Origin of the sequence: uncultured Brachyspira sp. (genome assembly GCF_910578695.1) — a bacterium.
In the GTDB taxonomy this organism is placed as follows: domain Bacteria; phylum Spirochaetota; class Brachyspiria; order Brachyspirales; family Brachyspiraceae; genus Brachyspira.
The window spans coordinates 1-18,533 of record NZ_CAJTQJ010000002.1 but is presented as its reverse complement, the minus strand read 5'-3'; the positions used below and the strand labels follow the sequence as shown (position 1 = coordinate 18,533).

General features: G+C 27.0%; 16 protein-coding genes. 5 read left to right on the top strand and 11 right to left on the bottom strand.

The features are described 5' to 3' along the window. Positions 1–14 precede the first annotated feature (14 nt). The 5 genes from tyrS to thrS form a co-directional block, all read right to left on the bottom strand. The gene (gene tyrS / locus QZ288_RS00860) at positions 15–1,211 is read right to left on the bottom strand and encodes a tyrosine--tRNA ligase (RefSeq protein ID WP_295153963.1); all 1,197 of its coding nucleotides are present in this window, start codon (positions 1,209–1,211) and stop codon (positions 15–17) included. 616 nt (positions 1,212–1,827) lie between these two features. After that, entirely contained in the window at positions 1,828–2,181 is a 354-nt protein-coding gene (gene rplT / locus QZ288_RS00855) for a 50S ribosomal protein L20 (protein ID WP_295153961.1), read from the bottom strand. A gap of 14 nt (positions 2,182–2,195) precedes the next feature. Next, on the bottom strand, positions 2,196–2,399 hold the full coding sequence (rpmI, locus tag QZ288_RS00850) for a 50S ribosomal protein L35 (protein ID WP_295153960.1): 204 nt from the start codon (positions 2,397–2,399) through the stop codon (positions 2,196–2,198). 127 nt (positions 2,400–2,526) lie between these two features. Then, positions 2,527–3,105 carry a translation initiation factor IF-3 gene (infC, locus tag QZ288_RS00845; protein WP_295153958.1) on the bottom strand — a complete coding sequence of 193 codons (579 nt, stop codon included), beginning with the start codon at positions 3,103–3,105 and terminating at the stop codon, positions 2,527–2,529. A 12-nt stretch (positions 3,106–3,117) separates the two neighbouring features. Continuing rightward, positions 3,118–5,049 (bottom strand): threonine--tRNA ligase, encoded by a 1,932-nt coding sequence (gene thrS / locus QZ288_RS00840; RefSeq protein ID WP_295153956.1) that lies wholly within the window; start codon positions 5,047–5,049, stop codon positions 3,118–3,120. A gap of 422 nt (positions 5,050–5,471) precedes the next feature. Between thrS and QZ288_RS00835 the strand changes: the two genes are divergently transcribed. From QZ288_RS00835 to QZ288_RS00820, 4 genes are all read left to right on the top strand, one after another. Further along, complete coding sequence (locus QZ288_RS00835; RefSeq protein WP_295153954.1) at positions 5,472–7,316, top strand: methyl-accepting chemotaxis protein; 1,845 nt, start codon at positions 5,472–5,474, stop codon at positions 7,314–7,316. Between the two features lie 239 nt (positions 7,317–7,555). Then, positions 7,556–8,518 carry a class II fructose-bisphosphate aldolase gene (locus QZ288_RS00830; protein WP_295153952.1) on the top strand — a complete coding sequence of 321 codons (963 nt, stop codon included), beginning with the start codon at positions 7,556–7,558 and terminating at the stop codon, positions 8,516–8,518. A gap of 188 nt (positions 8,519–8,706) precedes the next feature. Further along, positions 8,707–9,603: an S-adenosyl-l-methionine hydroxide adenosyltransferase family protein gene (locus tag QZ288_RS00825; RefSeq protein WP_295153950.1), complete on the top strand. Its 897-nt coding sequence runs from the start codon at positions 8,707–8,709 to the stop codon at positions 9,601–9,603. A gap of 116 nt (positions 9,604–9,719) precedes the next feature. Next, positions 9,720–10,328 carry an HNH endonuclease family protein gene (locus tag QZ288_RS00820; RefSeq protein WP_295153948.1) on the top strand — a complete coding sequence of 203 codons (609 nt, stop codon included), beginning with the start codon at positions 9,720–9,722 and terminating at the stop codon, positions 10,326–10,328. 4 nt (positions 10,329–10,332) lie between these two features. Here the strand turns inward: QZ288_RS00820 and QZ288_RS00815 are convergent, their stop codons facing one another. From QZ288_RS00815 to nadD, 6 genes are all read right to left on the bottom strand, one after another. Continuing rightward, on the bottom strand, positions 10,333–11,391 hold the full coding sequence (locus QZ288_RS00815) for a class I SAM-dependent methyltransferase (RefSeq protein WP_295153946.1): 1,059 nt from the start codon (positions 11,389–11,391) through the stop codon (positions 10,333–10,335). Between the two features lie 308 nt (positions 11,392–11,699). Beyond that, positions 11,700–12,710: an endolytic transglycosylase MltG gene (gene mltG / locus QZ288_RS00810; RefSeq protein WP_295153944.1), complete on the bottom strand. Its 1,011-nt coding sequence runs from the start codon at positions 12,708–12,710 to the stop codon at positions 11,700–11,702. A 46-nt stretch (positions 12,711–12,756) separates the two neighbouring features. Then, entirely contained in the window at positions 12,757–14,007 is a 1,251-nt protein-coding gene (hisS, locus tag QZ288_RS00805; protein ID WP_295153942.1) for a histidine--tRNA ligase, read from the bottom strand. Positions 14,008–14,034: 27 nt separating this feature from the next. Then, positions 14,035–16,050 (bottom strand): hypothetical protein, encoded by a 2,016-nt coding sequence (locus QZ288_RS00800; protein ID WP_295153940.1) that lies wholly within the window; start codon positions 16,048–16,050, stop codon positions 14,035–14,037. A 164-nt stretch (positions 16,051–16,214) separates the two neighbouring features. Continuing rightward, the gene (locus tag QZ288_RS00795) at positions 16,215–17,111 is read right to left on the bottom strand and encodes an ABC transporter substrate-binding protein (protein WP_295153938.1); all 897 of its coding nucleotides are present in this window, start codon (positions 17,109–17,111) and stop codon (positions 16,215–16,217) included. A gap of 10 nt (positions 17,112–17,121) precedes the next feature. Then, a complete protein-coding gene (nadD, locus tag QZ288_RS00790) occupies positions 17,122–17,706 on the bottom strand; it encodes a nicotinate (nicotinamide) nucleotide adenylyltransferase (protein WP_295153936.1) in 585 nt (194 codons plus the stop codon). 259 nt (positions 17,707–17,965) lie between these two features. Between nadD and QZ288_RS00785 the strand changes: the two genes are divergently transcribed. Continuing rightward, a partial coding sequence (locus QZ288_RS00785) for an Rpn family recombination-promoting nuclease/putative transposase (RefSeq protein WP_295153934.1) occupies positions 17,966–18,533 on the top strand: 568 nt, incomplete at its 3' end.

Sequence of the window (18,533 nt, the reverse complement as noted above, 5' to 3'; positions counted from 1 at the left end):
CAATTACTAATTCTTTAATCAAATTTAATTTTAAAGAAATTGCGTTTACCTACTTTTAAAATACCTTCTTTTGCAATTAACATATTTATATCATTTATCTTTTCATTATCCAAAGAAACACTTCCCTGAGAAACAAGTCTTTTCAAGTTAGACTTACTTTCTGAAGGCATACATACAGATAATACATTTAAAATATTATCATCTCTATTAATATTAACTTCATCTATTTTGTCAGGAAGTCCTTTAGAACTGAATATTCTTTTGAACTCTTCCTCAGCATTCAAAGCCTCACTTTCTCCATGATATATTTTAACAATCTCTTTTGCTAATACTGCCTTTATATTTCTAGGGTTCTCTCCATTTTCTATAGCCTTAATATAATTTTTAATATCTTCTATAGGTATATCAGTGAGAAGCTCCATATATTTATATATTAAACTGTCTGGTATGCTCATAGCTTTTCCGTACATATCTTTAGCACTGTCATATATTCCTATATAGTTTCCAAGAGATTTACTCATCTTTTCAACACCGTCCAAGCCTTCTAATAATGGAACTGTAATAACAGCCTGAGGAGATAATCCGTATTCTTTCATTAAAGTTCTTCCTACAAGCAAATTAAATTTCTGATCATTTCCTCCAAGCTCAATATCGCATTGTAAAGCAACAGAATCATAACCCTGAGCAAGAGGATATAAAAACTCCATAATACTAATAGGCTGTCCATTTTTATATCTTTTAGCAAAATCATCTCTCTCTATCATCTGTGCTACAGTGTATCTTGAAGTTAAGCCAAGTACATCAGCAAAACTCATTTTTTCAAGCCATTTAGAATTGAACTCTACTATTGTCTTTTCAGGATCCAAAATTTTAAAAACCTGCTGCTTATAAGTTTCAGCATTTTTCAAAACATCTTCTAATGTAAGTCTTGGTCTTGTTTTAGTTTTTCCTGAAGGATCTCCTATTCTTCCTGTAAAATCTCCTATCAAAAATATAACTTTATGCCCCAATAACTGAAAATGCCTCATCTTTCTTAAAAGTACAGTATGTCCCAAATGTATATCAGGTGCTGTTGGGTCGAATCCTGCCTTTACTATTAACTGCTTTCCGTTTTTTAATTTTTCTTTTATTTCTTCAAGTCCTATAACTTCGCTTATTCCTCTTGTAATTAATTCTATAGATTCTTCAATACTGTATTTTTTTTCTTCCATCTTTTATATCCCTTTAGTAAAAATTTATAAAACAAAAATATAATAATACTAAGATACTAATAATAATGTTAATTTCAATTAAAGTCAAATAAAGATTTTTATTTAATATGTTTAAGTGCCATAGATACTGCAGAATTTTAATTAAAAAAAATTACTGAAAAAATATAATAGATATAAAAAAATAAACCGCTTTTGTGGGATGAACAAAGCGGCTTATTACAAATATAGTTATTGGGGGGTAGTCCAATCAACCAAATAAATTGTCGGATGCATATAAATTAACTTTAAAACTTTTTTATGAAAAATTTTTAATATTGATTTTTCTTATTAATTGCTATTATGATTATATAGTTATAATTTAGAAGAAAATATAAAATTGAAAAATAATGAGTTAGCAGAAATATTGAAATTTATGCAAGATACAATTAAGCAGAAAAATTATAAAAAACTTAAATAATGACAATAAGACTAATAATATAAAAATTAAATAAATACATATTATTAAATATTAAAAAAATATACTATTAATTATAATATATAATAAAAAACCGTCGGCACTCTATTAAAGAATACCAACGGTAATTTTATACATAAGTAAATATCTTTTAAGTATTGTTTAAGCAAGTGCTTTTTTAGCCGTTTCAACTACAGCCTCAAATGCTTTATAATCATCAATAGCTAAATTAGATAAAGCTTTTCTGTCAATAATAATATTAGCTTTTTTAAGTCCGTTAATGAACTTACTGTAAGATATGCCTAAAGGTCTGCAGGCTGCATTTATTCTTAAAGTCCATAATCTTCTCATCATTCTTTTTTTCTGTCTTCTGTCACGATAAGCGTATTTTAAACCTCTTATCACAGCTTCTTTAGCCTGTTTCATCTGCTTACTATGAGAACCATAGTAGCCTTTAGCCATCTTTAATATTTTTTTTACTTTTTTCTTTCTTACTACACCGCTAACTGCTCTCATTTTTATCTCCTTTATTATCTGCCGTAAGGCATTAATCTAGGCATTTCAGCCATATTAGTATCATCAGCTATTTTAGCTTTACGATACTTTCTTTTAGTATCAGGCCTTTTATTTAGAAATTTGTGGCTTCCAAATGCATGAGCAAATTTTACTTTACCTGTCTTAGAAAATCTAAAACGTTTCTTTGCACCGCTTTTTGTTTTTAATTTTTGTTTCATAAACTAATATCCTTTTTAATTATATTTACTGTATGCTCAATCTATGCGTATGATAAGTACGTATAGCTAGTGGGCTTTTAAATATCTGCCTTTTTTAATTAAAGCAATGATTATTTTTCATTAGCTTTTAAGAAGATTCTTTAGATTCTTTTTTAGCTGAAGAGCCTTCAGAATCGCTTTTCTTTGCCTTTATAGGATTAAGAACAGCAGATAAATTCTTACCTTCCAATTTGGCAGGCTTTTCTGCAGCAGCCTCATTCTCTAAATCATTTATAATTTTATTAATAAGGTCATAGCCAAATTCTGTATGAGCCATTTCTCTGCCTCTGAACATTATAGTAATTTTAACCTTATTACCTTCATCTAAGAATTCACGAATATGCTTCATCTTAAAGTTATAATCATGTATGCTTATTTGAGGACGCATCTTAATTTCTTTAAGCTGAACTAACTTCTGCTTTTTCTTAGCTTCTTTATTCTTCTTTTGAATATCAAATTTATACTTACCATAATTGATAATCTTACAAACAGGAGGTTCTGCTGTAGGAACTATCTCTACCAAATCTGAACCTTCCTCTTTGGCTAAAGCAAGAGCATCTTTAATACTCATTATACCAAGACTTCCTCTCTCATCATGCACAACTCTAACTTCAGGTGCAGTAATAAATTGATTAATTCTCTCTCCTTCTTTCTTTACTGTTGCCATTATTTAGCTACCTCATTTAGCAGTAAATATAGAATCATTCATTCTCTCCTTAGATTCTTTTTTGAGTTTTTCTATAAACTCATTTAAATCCATATCTTTAATTTCTTGTGAAGAACGCGTTCTTATAGATAATTTTCCGTTAGAAACTTCTTCTGCCCCTATTATAACTGTATATGGAGTTCTTTGCAAGCGGTATTTTTTAATCTTAGTGCCTAAATTATCATTTCCCTCATCAATTTCTACTCTAAATCCTGCATCTTTCAATATTTTAGCTATTTCATTAACTCTATCAATCTGAGTTTTTTCATTAAGTACATTAACTACAGCTACTTGTAAAGGCGATAGCCATAATGGGAATTTGCCGTTATAGTGCTCAACTAATATGCCTATAAAACGCTCCATTGAACCAAGTATAGCTCTATGAAGCATTACAGGAGTACGTTTTTTACCGTCTTTACCTTCATAGCTAATTTCAAATCTCATAGGAAGAGAAAAGTCTACCTGTAAAGTACCGCATTGCCAATTTCTGTCAAGAACATCTTTAATATTAAAGTCTATTTTAGGACCATAAAAAGCTCCGTCTCCTTCATTAACTTTATATGCTATGCCTAATTTATCCAAAGCATTAATTAATGATTTAGTGGCAAGCTCCCAAATCTCATCGCTTCCGATTGATTTAGCAGGTCTGGTAGAAACAAATATTTCAAAGTTCTCAAAACCAAAATCTTTATATACAGATAAATAATATTCAATAGTATTAATAATTTCATCGCCAAGCTGCTCTTCTGTACAGAATATATGAGCATCATCTTGAGTGAAAGCCCTTACTCTGAAAAGCCCATGCAAAGCTCCTGAAAGCTCATGCCTATGAACAAAACCTAATTCAGCAACTCTTAAAGGCAAATCTCTATAGCTATGTATATTAGAATTATATACTATTAATCCGCCTGGGCAATTCATAGGTTTTACAGCATATTTAGTTTCATCTATATCTGTAAAATACATATTTTCTTTATAATTATCCCAATGCCCGCTTCTATGCCATAATTCTTCATTGAGTATAGCAGGTGTTTTTATTTCAACATATCCGCGTTTATCATTTTCATTTCTTATATATGATTCAACTGCCTTATAAATGATCATTCCCCTAGGATGCCAAAAAGGAAATCCCGGACCTTCTTCGTGAAAACTAAACAAATTTAATTCTTTACCTAGTTTTCTATGATCTCTCTCTTTAGCTTCTTTGAGTTTTTTAAGATATTTATCTAATGATTCCTTACTTTCAAAAGCAGTGCCGTATATACGCGAAAGCATTTTATTATTAGAATCTCCTCTCCAATAGCTTCCTGCAACAGACATTAATTTATATGATTTTAAATATCCTGTTGAAGGAATATGAGGACCTCTGCAGAGATCTATAAAATCACCCTGCTCATAAAAAGATACTGTGTCGGCATTTATGCCTTCTATAATTTCAACTTTATAAGGTTCATTAGCTTTCTTAAAATATTCTAAAGCCTCATTTTTATTCATTACTTTTCTTATTACAGGTATATTCTCTTTGATGATTTTTTTCATTTCATCTTCAATTTTTGGCAAATCCTCTTCTGTAAACGGCTTTTCAGCATCAAAATCATAATAAAAACCGTCTTTAATAGCAGGACCTATAGTAACCTGAGTATTAGGATAAAGCCTTCTAACAGCCTGAGCCATTAAATGACTCGCAGAATGCCTTAATATTTCAATTCCCTCATCTGAGGTGTTAAGTATCAATTCTAAACTGCCGTCTGTTTCAGGCGTATATGTAAGGTCAACTTGTATTCCGTTAAATTTAGCAGCTACTGCATCTTTAGAATCTTTTTTAGCATTTTGTTTAAGGAAGTCTAATAAAGACTCTCCTTCAGACAAGTCATAAGACTGTCCTAAATAATTAATTTTTGACATTATAACACCTCTTGAATTGATACTAATTATTATTATTAATAAAAATAATTCTAATATATTAACATATTTATACATTATAGTCAATTATATATAAATTATTTTTTAGTTATTATAAGTTTTTAATTAGAATAAGTATTGCAAGCTGTATGTTATTTAAATATAATTTAAATCATAATTAATATAGATATTCAATAAATATAATGCAGAAAATAATATAAAAAAACTTAATAAAAAATATTAACTAAATAAAATTCAATATCCATATACATTAGTTTTTATATTTTTTGCTTTACTTTTTTTATTTATAAATATATACTGCTTAAAGTGTACAATCGTATTTGTTTTAATATTTGCTTAATCTTAAGCAAGCAATAATCTATTTAAATTAATAATTATATTGTACTATATCTAGGAGTATCATTATGTTTAAAAAAACAAGTAATCTAACTTTTAAAATGCCTTTTAATATTATCATTATAACAACAGTTATTATTGTAGCTATAATGTTTATATCTGTAGAAATTTCAAACAGTATCATAACAAATAAAACGATATCAGATTTTGAATCGACTTTGACAGCATATACTTTTGCAATAGATAATTGGGTAGAAAATCAAATAACAATAGCAAAATTTTATGCTTCCATACCAAATATAATTAATTATTCAAAATCTGCTGATTGGGATAATTATAATGAAGTATTACATCTTTTAAAAAGTATTATGAGACAAAATGAATATGTTATAGATATAGGCATTACAGATTTAAATGGAGTAATCAAATTTGATACTTCAGGAGATAAAAGCGTATACGGACTTGTATTAAAAGACTTACAGCCTTCTACTTGGAAAAGATTTATAGAACAAAATTATGATTCTGCTATGGCATACGATATTTCATATTCAGTTACCACTCAAAAAAACAGTATAATTGTAATGGCAGGCATAAAATCTGATAATCAATCTATAGGAATATTATATGCTATGCTGGACTGGGATAAAATTATGAAGCAGATAATGTCTAATATAAACTTAGATAAAGGTGCAGATTTTTCCATAATAAGCGATACATTAGAAATTATAGGAAATAAAGATGATAAATTAATAAAGACAAAAGCTGATAACAGTTATAATTTTATTAATAAAAATAGATTAGGTTATGAAACTATTAAAATAAATAATGAGAAAACTAAAGTATTTTATAGTAAATTAAATACTCAGTCTTGGTATACTACCATATCTATATCTGATAAGCAGGTATATTTAGAAAGCAATAAAATGCTTTTAATAAATATTATAATAGGCGTTTTAGGTATAATTTCATTATTTATTTTTATATATTTATTTGCAAAATCTATAACCAATCCGTTAAAATATATATTAGAAGAATCTAAAATGATAAGTCAGGGAAATTTAAGAGGTAACTTACCTGAAAATATAAAAAATAGAAAAGATGAATTAGGAGAAATGTCAAAATATTTTTCTCAAATGCAAATACAATTATCTGATATAATATCAAGTATTAATGAGACATCAGATTTGATACTGCAGGATTCTAGTCAAATGTTTAATGGAAATGAAAATTTATCAAGAAGAGTTGAGGAATCAGCTGCAAGCTTAGAAGAAACAGCTTCATCTATGGAAGAGTTTTCATCTGGAATAAAAAATTCTACAGAAAACTCAAAAGAATTTTCAGAGATTATGAAAGAAGCTAATAAATCTATACAGCAGGCAAGCTCTATAATATCAATGACAACTAAAAATATAGAAGAGGTAAATGAGTCAAGTACAAAGATAAAAGATATTACAAAGATGATAGAAGATATTGCATTTCAAACAAATATACTTGCTCTTAATGCTGCAGTTGAGGCGGCAAGAGCTGGGGAACAGGGTAAAGGATTTGCTGTTGTGGCTTCTGAGGTGAGGAATTTAGCACAGAATTCGCAGTCATCAGTTAAAGAAATTACAGGGCTGATAGATGATTCTGTAGAAAAAATTAATAAAGCTACTGATTCAGTTATAGAATCAAGAGAAATATTTTCTCAATTAGAAGAAAAAATTAAAAATGCTTCAAATTTATTAGCTATCATTAATAGTACAATGGAAGAACAGGCAATAGGAGTGCAGGAAGTTAATATTGCTATATCAAGAATGGATAATGTTACTCAGCAAAATGCAAATTTAGCAAGCGAAGCTACAGAATTAGCAAAAGAGCTTCAAAATAATGCCTATAAACTTAAAGACAAGGTAAGCTATTTTAATAATTAGTAATCACATAAATTTGATGAAATATTAAATTTCACTTTATAGATTAATATTAAAATAACTGCGGTAATAAAATAAAATTGTGCAAATCTAAAGAGTTCAATGAGAAAATTAGCTTTTTTAAATTTTAATTTATATTTATAAAAAGTTTTAGTATTTTTATTGAAAAATTATTACTTTTACTATATTATTATATGTGAGTATTTTTTTAATTTTAATAAAAGAACTAAGGAGAAATAATTATGGTTAAATTCTCAGATTTAGGTCTTGTTAATAGCAGAGACCTTTTTAAAAAAGCTGTAAGCGGCGGGTATGCCATACCTGCATTTAACTTTAATAATATGGAACAACTTCAAGCTATAGTACAAGCCTGTGTTGAAACTAAAAGCCCTGTTATCATTCAAGTTTCTTCAGGAGCTAGAAAATATGCTAATCAAACTTTACTTAGATATATGGCTCAGGGTGCTGTTGAATATGCTAAAGAATTAGGAGTTAATGTGCCTATAGTACTGCATTTAGATCATGGAGACAGTTTAGAACTTTGCAAAAGCTGTATAGAATATGGTTTTTCTTCTGTTATGATAGACGGAAGCCATCATGATTATGAAAAAAATGTAGAATTAACTAAAAGCGTTGTTGAATATGCTCATAAATATGATGTTACTGTTGAAGGGGAATTAGGAGTTCTTGCAGGTGTTGAAGATGATGTTGTAGCTGAACATCATACTTATACTCAGCCTGAAGAGGTAGAAGATTTTGTTAAAAAAACAGGAGTTGATTCTCTTGCCATTTCTATAGGTACTAGTCATGGTGCTTATAAATTTAAGCCAGGGCAGAATCCTCAAATCAGATTGGATATTCTTAAAGAAATTGAGAAAAAAATTCCCGGATTTCCTATTGTGCTTCACGGTTCTTCAAGCGTGCCTCAGGAATATGTCAAAATCATTAATGAAAACGGCGGTAAATTAGATGATGCTATAGGTATTCCTGAAGAGCAGTTAAGAGAGGCTTCTAAAAGTGCTGTTTGCAAAATCAATATTGACAGTGATTCAAGACTTGCTATGACTGCTGCTATTAGAAAAGTATTCAATGATGATCCTAAAGAATTTGATCCTAGAAAATATTTAGGACCTGCACGCGATGAGATGAAAAAACTTTATATGCATAAAATCATTAATGTATTAGGTTCTAATAATCAAATATAAAAATAAAATATTTTAATAAAAGGAGATACTGTGGGAAAACAGCATAGAAAAATAGTTAAGCGTAAAAGAGCTTTAAGAAGAATTAAAAGACAAAAAGAAGCTTTAAATGCTAAAACTAAGTAAATTAAAATATTAAGGGTATAGGATAATTCTTATGCCCTTAATTTTTTATTTAAAAGGACATAAAAATGAAAAAGTATATATTAATATTATTATCGGCTTTATTTATATCATGCATAAAGCAAATAGATAAATCTCCTTTAGCTCTTCAAACAGATTTTGGAAAAAAAGATAATGCTGTTGCTAGTATGTATGGTACAGCATTAACGGTAGATAAAGATTTAAAAATTTATGATCTAACTCATGAAATACCGGTATTCAATATTTGGGAGGCTGCGTTAAGATTGAATCAAACTGCAAGATACTGGCCTGAAAATACTGTATTCGTAAATGTTGTAGACCCAAAAGTAGGAACTGACAGAAAATCTGTTGTGATGAAAACTTCAAATAATTATTATTTTGTAACTCCTGATAACGGGGCATTAACTTTTGTTGCTGAAAGTTTTGGTATAGAAGAGGTAAGAGAAATAGATGAGGCTGTTAATAGACTTACAAACTCTAAAGAATCATACACTTTTTACGGAAGAGATGTTTATGTATATACAGGTGCAAAATTAGCTTCAAAAAAGATGACTTTTGAAGAGGTAGGAAAATCACTAGGAACAAATATAACAAAAATAGAATATGAAAAACCTAGATTTGAAAATAATGAATTTTATGCTAATATACCTATACTCGATATTCAATATGGTAATATTTGGTCATCATTACCTCGCGATTTAATGCTTGATAACGGCGTAGATGTTGGAGATATATTAAATGTATCAATATATGATAATAAAACTTTAATATGGAATGGAGATGTTAAACTGGTTAATACTTTCGGCGATGTTCCTGAAGGAGATAATATGGCTTATTTTAATTCTGAATTAAATTTCTCTATTGCTGTTAATATGGGAAACTTCTCTGAAAAATATAAAGTTTACAGCGGTCCTAATTGGAGCATCAAGATAATAAAAAAATAATGAGTTTAAAATAAAAATTATTAGTTTAATATAAATTAATAAAAATATTAAAAAGATTGCGGGCATATAAATAGATAAAGTCAGCAGACAATTTTTAATAATAATATAAAACAATTATGGCAAGAAGAAAAAAGAAAAAATCATCGCCTATAGTAGTTATACTTTTTATTTTATTAATAACTGCAGTATACTATTACTATAATGAAAATGAAATACATAAAGAAACTAAAAGTGAAGCTTCGTCAATATACAGATATAATAGAGATGATTGGGGAAGTTGGATAGATGAAGATAATGACGGACTTAATACAAGAAATGAAGTATTAGCAAGAGAATCTTTAACAAAACCTTTAATATCAAATAATAGAGTAATATCTGGAAAATGGTATGATAAGTTTACAGGAAAATATTTTACTAATGCAGGAGATTTGGACATAGATCATTTAGTGCCTTTAAAAAATGCCCATATAAGCGGTGCTAGTAATTGGAGTAAAGAAAAGAAAAATGAATATTATAATTATTTAAAAAATAATAATCATTTAATAGCTGTATCAAAAGGAGCAAACCGTTCTAAAGGCGATAAATCTCCTCTTGAATGGCTTCCTTCTAATGAAGAATATCAATGCGAGTATATACGAGAATGGTATAAAATAAAAACTGATTGGGGACTTACAATAGAAGAAGGTTTTGATGAAGTTTCAAATAGAGTTTGTAAAGGAAAATAGTTACTCATAAAACAATATAATTAAATCTATTATTAGTCATATCTATAATTTCATTTTTATAATTATCATTCATTATAAAAATTATACTATCATCATCTAATTTATATTTTATATCATTATATGATTCTATTATTCCATAATTACTTGTATCTGATATTAAAGGCATAAATTTATATAATTTATACGGATTTATATCAACAAAATAGTCAACTTTGGTTTTTACATTATTTAAAAAAATAGAAAATATTACACCCTTAGAAGCACATCCCCATATAACAGTTTTTGATTTAGTATTTTTTATAATATCATTACAATAATAAAATTTAGATAAAAAATTTTTATTTAATATAAAATCTTCAGTTTTTACAGGTAATTTTAAACTGCTAAGTTCTGCTACTAAATATATATACTGCTTATTAAAAAAACTATCTATAACCAATATATTATCAAACATATTAATAAAATCTATTTCTCTGAAATAATTTACATGTTCATAATAAAAATCAAAGAATGTACAATTTTCATTAATATATTCTAAACTTGGAACCTCAATATAAATCAATGAATTATTATTATCTATTTTTTTTAAATTATATAAAAAATTATACGGATCTTGTATATGCTCTAATACATGTCTTAAAATAAATGCATTATATTCTCTTGAATTATTCTCATTGTAATATTCTTTTTTTATTCTTTCATTATTGCCTATATATGTCGGATCCATACCATATATATCAAATCCGTATTTTAAAAGTAATTCTAAAAAATAACCATCTCCGCATCCTATTTCCAAAATTTTTCTATTTATAAAATATTTTTGTATAATATTTTTTACTTCAAAAATATGTTTTTTAAATACATCGCTAAAATGCTGTTCATTGTGATAATTTTCTTGATAATCAATAATATCAGACTTAAATTTATTATTATATATCAATCCTGTATTTTCATCTTGCACTATCTCTATATCAATTACTTTACAATTCATAGCTTCGTATGCTGTATTATATACTACATTCTGAAATATTGGATAATTTTTAGATTTAAATATTGATGCCATAATATTCCCAATAATAAGGATTATGTTAAATTTAATAATAAAAAATACATAATAATATACTATTGAAATACTATTTTTTAATTGATAAAACACATAAAAGTAATTATATTTTATAATATAATTACTTTACTTTTTATATAAAAAAGTATATAATGATAAATGGTATTATTTATGTAAGAATGTTCTAATGATTACATTAATTTAATCATTAGTATTTTATTACAATAAAATTAATTTACTTAATCCTTATTATAGGAATATTTTATGTATAAAACTTATAAAAGTTATAATTAAATAAATATTTTTAATTATTTTTTTAGAATATATTTATCAATATTTTTTACATGCTCTTCATAGGTAACAGAAAAAGCATGTTTTCCCGTACCGTCAGCAACAAAGAAAATATAGTCTGTATCTGCAGGATTCAAAGCAGCTTCTATAGCCTTAGCTCCTGATGAACATATAGGTCCTGGGGGAAGCCCTTTATTTTTATATGTATTATAAGGATGCTCCATACGCAAGTCAGAATATCTGAGATTTGGCTTTTCTATATAATCTCCTTTTGTCAAAGTCATAGCATATATAGTTGTAGGATCTGCTTCTAATCTTTTATCTATTTTTAAACGATTATAGTATACAGATGATATTAATTTAGGATCATCAAGAGGTCCCATTTCCTTTTCTACTATTGATGCCATAGTTAATATTTCATGTATATTATACCCTATTTTCTGAGCCCTGTCTTGCAAATCAGGAAACTTCTTATATAAAGAATCTATCATATATATCACTAATGTTCTAACTGAATTACCTTTAATTATATAATAGGTAGAAGGAAATATATACCCCTCAACACTATCAGCAGGAATATTATACTGCTGTAATATCTCTTTATCATGACAAACTTCCAAGAACTCTTTTTTAGTAGTAAATTCCTGCTCTTCTAAATATGCACCTATTTCATAAATATTTTTACCTTCAGCAATAGTTAATTTCACCATAGCCTGTTTTTTTCCGCTATTTAGATACTTCATAATATCTATCATACTCATACTTCTATCAATTTCATAATATCCGCTTAAAAGTTTTCTATCATATTTAAGATATTTAGCAAAAATAACAAATATTTTAGAGTTTCTTATAAGTCCCTGAAGCTCTAATTTATTAGCTATTGAATAAGCACCCTCTCCCTGCTTTATTTCAAAATATACTTTTTCTTTATCTCCTCCTACAGGACTAATCATATATTGTATAAATGATACAGATAAAGCCGATATTACTGCCGTAAATATTATTAATATGATAAATATTTTTTTCATAACTTTTTCTCTTAAATTATTTTTATAAAACAAATAATCAATATTATTATTTTTCTATATTAGAATGAATATCATTTAAAGATACTTCTTTTTCCTCTGTGCTGTCCATATTTTTTAATCTGCACATTCCTTTTTTTAATTCATCTTCTCCAAGCACTAAAATATATTTTGCATTTCTTTTATTAGCATATTTAAATTGACTTTTAATAGATTTAGCAGAAAAACCATAATCACAGCTTATATTATTCGCCCTTAATTTCTGCATAATTTTTAAAACTTCATTTTCAGTTTCTTTGAATGCCACTATAAAAACATCAAGCCTTTCGCTTATAATATTATTTTGATTTTCTAATATAATTAAAAGCCTTTCAATACCCATAGCACTTCCTACAGCAGGTATATCTTTTCCATTATTAAAAAGCCCAATCAAATTATCATATCTTCCGCCGCCAAGTACAGCACTTTGCGCCCCCAAAGCATCAGTCTGAACTTCAAAAGCAGTTTTTGTATAATAATCTAAGCCCCTAACAAGCGTATTAGAAACTGTAAAACTCTGCCCTATTCTAGTAAGCTCTTCACATAATCTATCAAAATGCTCTTTACATTCATCGCATACATAATCATAAAATTTCGGTATATCTTTTATGATTTCTCTGCATCTGTCATTTTTGCAGTCTAATATTCTAAGTATATTGATATCGTATCTTCTCTGACATGTTTCGCAAAGCTCATCTTTTTTATTTCCTATAGCCTCTTTTAAAGCATTATTATAAGAAGGCTTACATTTAGAACAGCCTACAGTATTTATCAAAAGATTAACATTATCAATACCAAATTCTTTTAATATATTTATATTAAGAAGTATAATTTCAGCATCTATCAAAGGAGAAGAACTCCCTATGCATTCTGCACCGAATTGATTGAATTCTCTGTATCTGCCTTTCTGCGGACGCTCTGCTCTATACATAGTGCCTAAATAGAATAACTTATTTACAGCAAACTCATTTTGCATAGAGTTTTCAATATAAGCTCTGGCTACAGAAGCAGTACCCTCAGGTCTTAAAGTAAGAGAACGCCCTCCTCTATCTTCAAATGTAAACATCTCTTTTCCTACAATATCAGTACCCTCTCCTATTCCTCTAGTAAAAAGTTCAGTATACTCAAATAACGGAGTTCTTATTCTTCCATATCCATAAAGCTTTACTATATTTTTTATTTTATTTTCTATAAACTCAAGATTTTTAGATGAATCATAAAAAAAATCATTTGTACCGCGAGGTTTTTTTATATTTAACATTTGAATATCCCTAATTATATATTTTTTTTAATTTAAAATCTCTTCTGTTTTACTGCTTCCTGCTTTTGATGCAGCTTTCGGAGGCTCATATATAGGTTTGGACTTACCCACAGCTCTAATACCTTTAATTTTTTCCCTATACGAAGGCATATCAGATAAATCTCTGAAAACTGTAGAAGAATAATCTAATATCTGCGTATTGTCTGCTTTTGATGATAATATATTTATAAATTCATTTATCTGAGTATTATCAGCAACGCCTATCTTACTTCTCCAATAAAGTACAGTGGGATAATATCTATGATTTTCCGTAAGAGAAGAGCCTACTTCTGCAAACATCTTATCAGCTTCATATAAATCATTATAAGCAAATAAATTAACAGCACCTAAATAAAGTCTGGTTCTCATTAAAAGATTAGAATTATCCTTTTTATTGTATGCAAATGTTAAATCAGATTTAGCCTGAGCTGCAAATTCTTCAGATCTTCTTCCGTCATTTAAAAACCTTGAATAATAAGCTACACCCCTATAATATGTATATTCCTCTACAGATATTCCCATATACTCATTATAAGGATTAGTATTAAACCATTCAGCTGCTGCTTTAGAAGGTCTTTCTAATACTTTTCTTATTATATATCTGGTATTTTCAGCATTACTGTCATATTTATTAGCAGGAGTATTTTCCTTTCCAACTGTAAGAGAAATATCTTCATTTTTATCCTCTTTCGGTGAAATATTTTCTGCATTTTCAGGAGATATTTGATCCTGTATTATTATAGAAAATAAATTATATTTGTTTTTTTCTACTTTAACGCTGTTAGTATATAATTTATCCCCAAAAGATATATAAACTTCATACATACCTTCAAAAACTTCAATTACAAAATTAGTAGAAATTTCTGTATTGAATGAATAATCTTCTATATCAATAGCTATAGGTCCGTTATTAGGATTTTTATCTATTAAGATAGTCAGAGGATATAAAACATTATTTTCTGTTTGCTCATTTGAAGGTGCAGCAATTTCTTTAGGCTCTTTTGTTCCTCTTAATATATTAGTTTTATACTCTATTGTTTCAGGGTCTTCTATAACTATATCATCAGCAGCCTTACTTTCTCCTGCATGTATTATTCTATTAGAAGCATTTTCAGGAGTTTTTTCTCTTTTAGCTATATTCTGCAGATTATCTAATTCTTCTTTTTCTTCAGGAGCTATATCTGTTTTTATTAAATCTTCTTCAATATCCTTTTTTTCTTCTATTTCTTTTTCTATATCATCAATTTCCTTAGAAGGAGAATATCTTTCAAAAGTATAAAATTTCTGCGATGTATATACAGAAAGTCCATCTTCTTCTGGGAGTATAGGAATAGAATTTTTTATTAATGTGTATATATCCATATTTGAAGTAGTCCATTCATAAACCTTCTGAGTCATATTTTCAGGGGATTTTAATTTTTTCATCATCTCATTAATAGTTCTATTTTCCCCTAAAAAATAATCATATATAACATTATCAGGATTTCTAGCTAGTATATTCAAAGTTTCATAATAAGATTCATAAACTGTAGGAGTAATATAGCTTAAATACATAGTCCAATATATTGCTGTAGCATAATTAGGGTTTGAAGTTTTGCAATTATCAGCATAATATTTAAATATTCTTGCAGGCAGTTCCTTATCGCCGGGTAAAATTGTAAGTATGCCTCCTATATATAAAAATGCTCTGTCATTATAGGAATATACAGGATCATTAGGAAGTTCTAAGGCTTGTCTGAAATCGCTTGCCGCTCTATTAACTTCTGTTCTGGCTCCTCTAAACTTAACAAATGATAAATATCTGCTTACTCCTCTATAAAAATCAAAAACATATCTATTAACTCCGTATTCATCTGAATAGGAATTTTTTTTGAACCATTCTATAGATCTTTTTGGAGATTTTTCCTGCAAATCTTCTATATATTCTGGAAATGTTATATTATTTTGTGAAAATAAAGGCAATGATAATAGCAGTATAAACGAAATAAAAATAATCTTTTTCATTGTTGTTATCTCCAAGCATCTTTAACTATTCTTTAAAATATCGACATTTGTTAAAAAACTTAATATATTTTAATATAAAAAAATATAATATCAAGTATATAGTATCTGCATTATCTGCATATTTCAATAATATAATATTTATTAAAAAATCATAAACTTAAATATTAATTTATATAATAAAAATCATCTGAAGGTATTTTATCTCCTATAAGTTTTTTATCAAAATTATAAATAAAATTATAATAGTTATTTAAAGCAAATTTCATTTCTTCACCGCTGTAAAAAGTAATACCCATTCTGTCCAAGCCATAAACAGCCGCCTTAGGATTAATTATAATAGAAGTTTTTTTAATAAGATTTTCTATTTCATCTCTATTATTTAAAATATAAAAAGCGGATTTTCTATACTCCTCTAAAATCTCTTTTAAAAGATATTTATTTTGATTTATAAAACTATTTTTAACAATAAGCACAGATACAGGATAATCTTCTATATATTCAGACATCTCAACTACTATATGCATATCTTTATTTTCAAGCATAGCCGATGATAAAAAAGGTTCAGGAAGTATTGCTATATCAGCATTTTTTGACGCTGCCGCTTTTGCTAAATAAGGATTGCTGAAAGAATAATTTATATTAACATTTTCAATTCTTTCTTTTGATATCAAATATTGAAGCATTAAATCAGGTACCGCTAATTTAGAACCGCAGTAAATTGTTTTATTTTTTAAATCATTTATAGTTTGTATTTTTTTATTTGCTGATACTATAAAAAGTTTAGTTTCTGATACTACAGCTAAAGCTTTATATTGAAGTTTTCTATTAAATATTATAGCAGCCATATTTGAAGGAATTGCTGCAATATCCGCTTCTCCTTTTATTATAGATGAAAGCATATTTTCAGGAGAGTTTATAATTTTTATATCTATATTTTTATAATCATTAATCATTTTCAGTCCGCCTATTGCTGTAGGACCGTTTAGTAAATGCATTTGATAAGAATATGAAATATTTATAAAAATAAATATTATTAATACTATATATATTATATTTCTCATTTCAAAGCCTTTATAAATATAATTTTTTTTCTACTATATAATCATAAACTTTCTTTTTAACAAAATATCTAAAACCATTTTTTTCTTTTATTCTTTTTCTTATAATGCTGGATGATATATCTATACGGGGAGAGATTATCACTTTTATATTATATTTTTCTATATTATCTTTATATAAATTATCATTATCCTCTCTATTTACAGCTATGATATTAGAAATTTCAGATATTTTTTCAGCTTCTCTCCATTTATGAAAATCCCTTATTAAGTCAGCACCTATTATAAGCCCGATTTTCCCTTCTATATTTTTATAATTCTCATATAAATAATTCAAAGTATTAATTGTATATGAAACTTCATTATTATTTAATTCATATTCATCTAATAAAAATCTCTCATCATACTCTATAGAAAGCTTAAGCATATTTAGTCTATCCTGATTCGATGCTTCATTGCTTATCTTTTTATGAGGCGGAATTTTAGCAGGTATAAACACAGCATTATCATAATCACAATTAGTAATTACAGTATCTGCCAATATTAAATGTCCTAAATGCGGCGGATCAAAAGTACCGCCAAGTATAGCTATTTTCATTTACATACCATAAATTATAAATTATATATATTCTAATATTTTTGATATAATTTTCAAGATATTGTTTACATAAAATAAAAATTAATATATGATAACAATAAATAATTTAAGATATAAAATATATCCTAATAAAAATAAAAAATTATTATTTATAAAAAGGTTTTCTGAATAAAGAACATAAATGTTTTACATTTGCAGAAATAAATAATATAAAAAAAAATTGTCTTTACTTTTTATGCTTTTATTATAAAATATACTTATGATTAAGAAATATTTTAATGTTTTAAACGACTATTTTATTAGATATCTTTTTGCTAAAGAGGGACATGAGGATATACTAAAAGATCTTATTAATTCGGTAAGAATAGATTCTAATCAAGAGCCTTTTGAATATATTGAGGTTCTTAATAGCTTTAACTTAAAAGAGAATGTTTTAGACAAAGAGTCCATAGTGGATGTTAAAGCGAAAACAAAATCAGGCGAAACTATAATTATAGAAATACAAAGAATAGGAAATCAGTCATTCATATACAGAAGTTTGTACTATTGGGCTAAAAGCTATTATACAAATCTGAAATCTAAAGATATATATTCGGATTTAACTCCTGTTATAAGCATTAATATTTTAGATTTTAATTTAATAAAAGATTCAGATAAACCTCATAGCTGTTATTTTATAAAAGAGCTGGAAACCAATCATATACTAACTAATCATTTGGAAATTCATTTTTTGGAATTGAAAAAATTTAGTAATGACAATAATAATTTGTACGAGGGTTTATCAGATTGGTTTAAGTTTTTAAATTCAAAAGATAAGTTGGAGGATA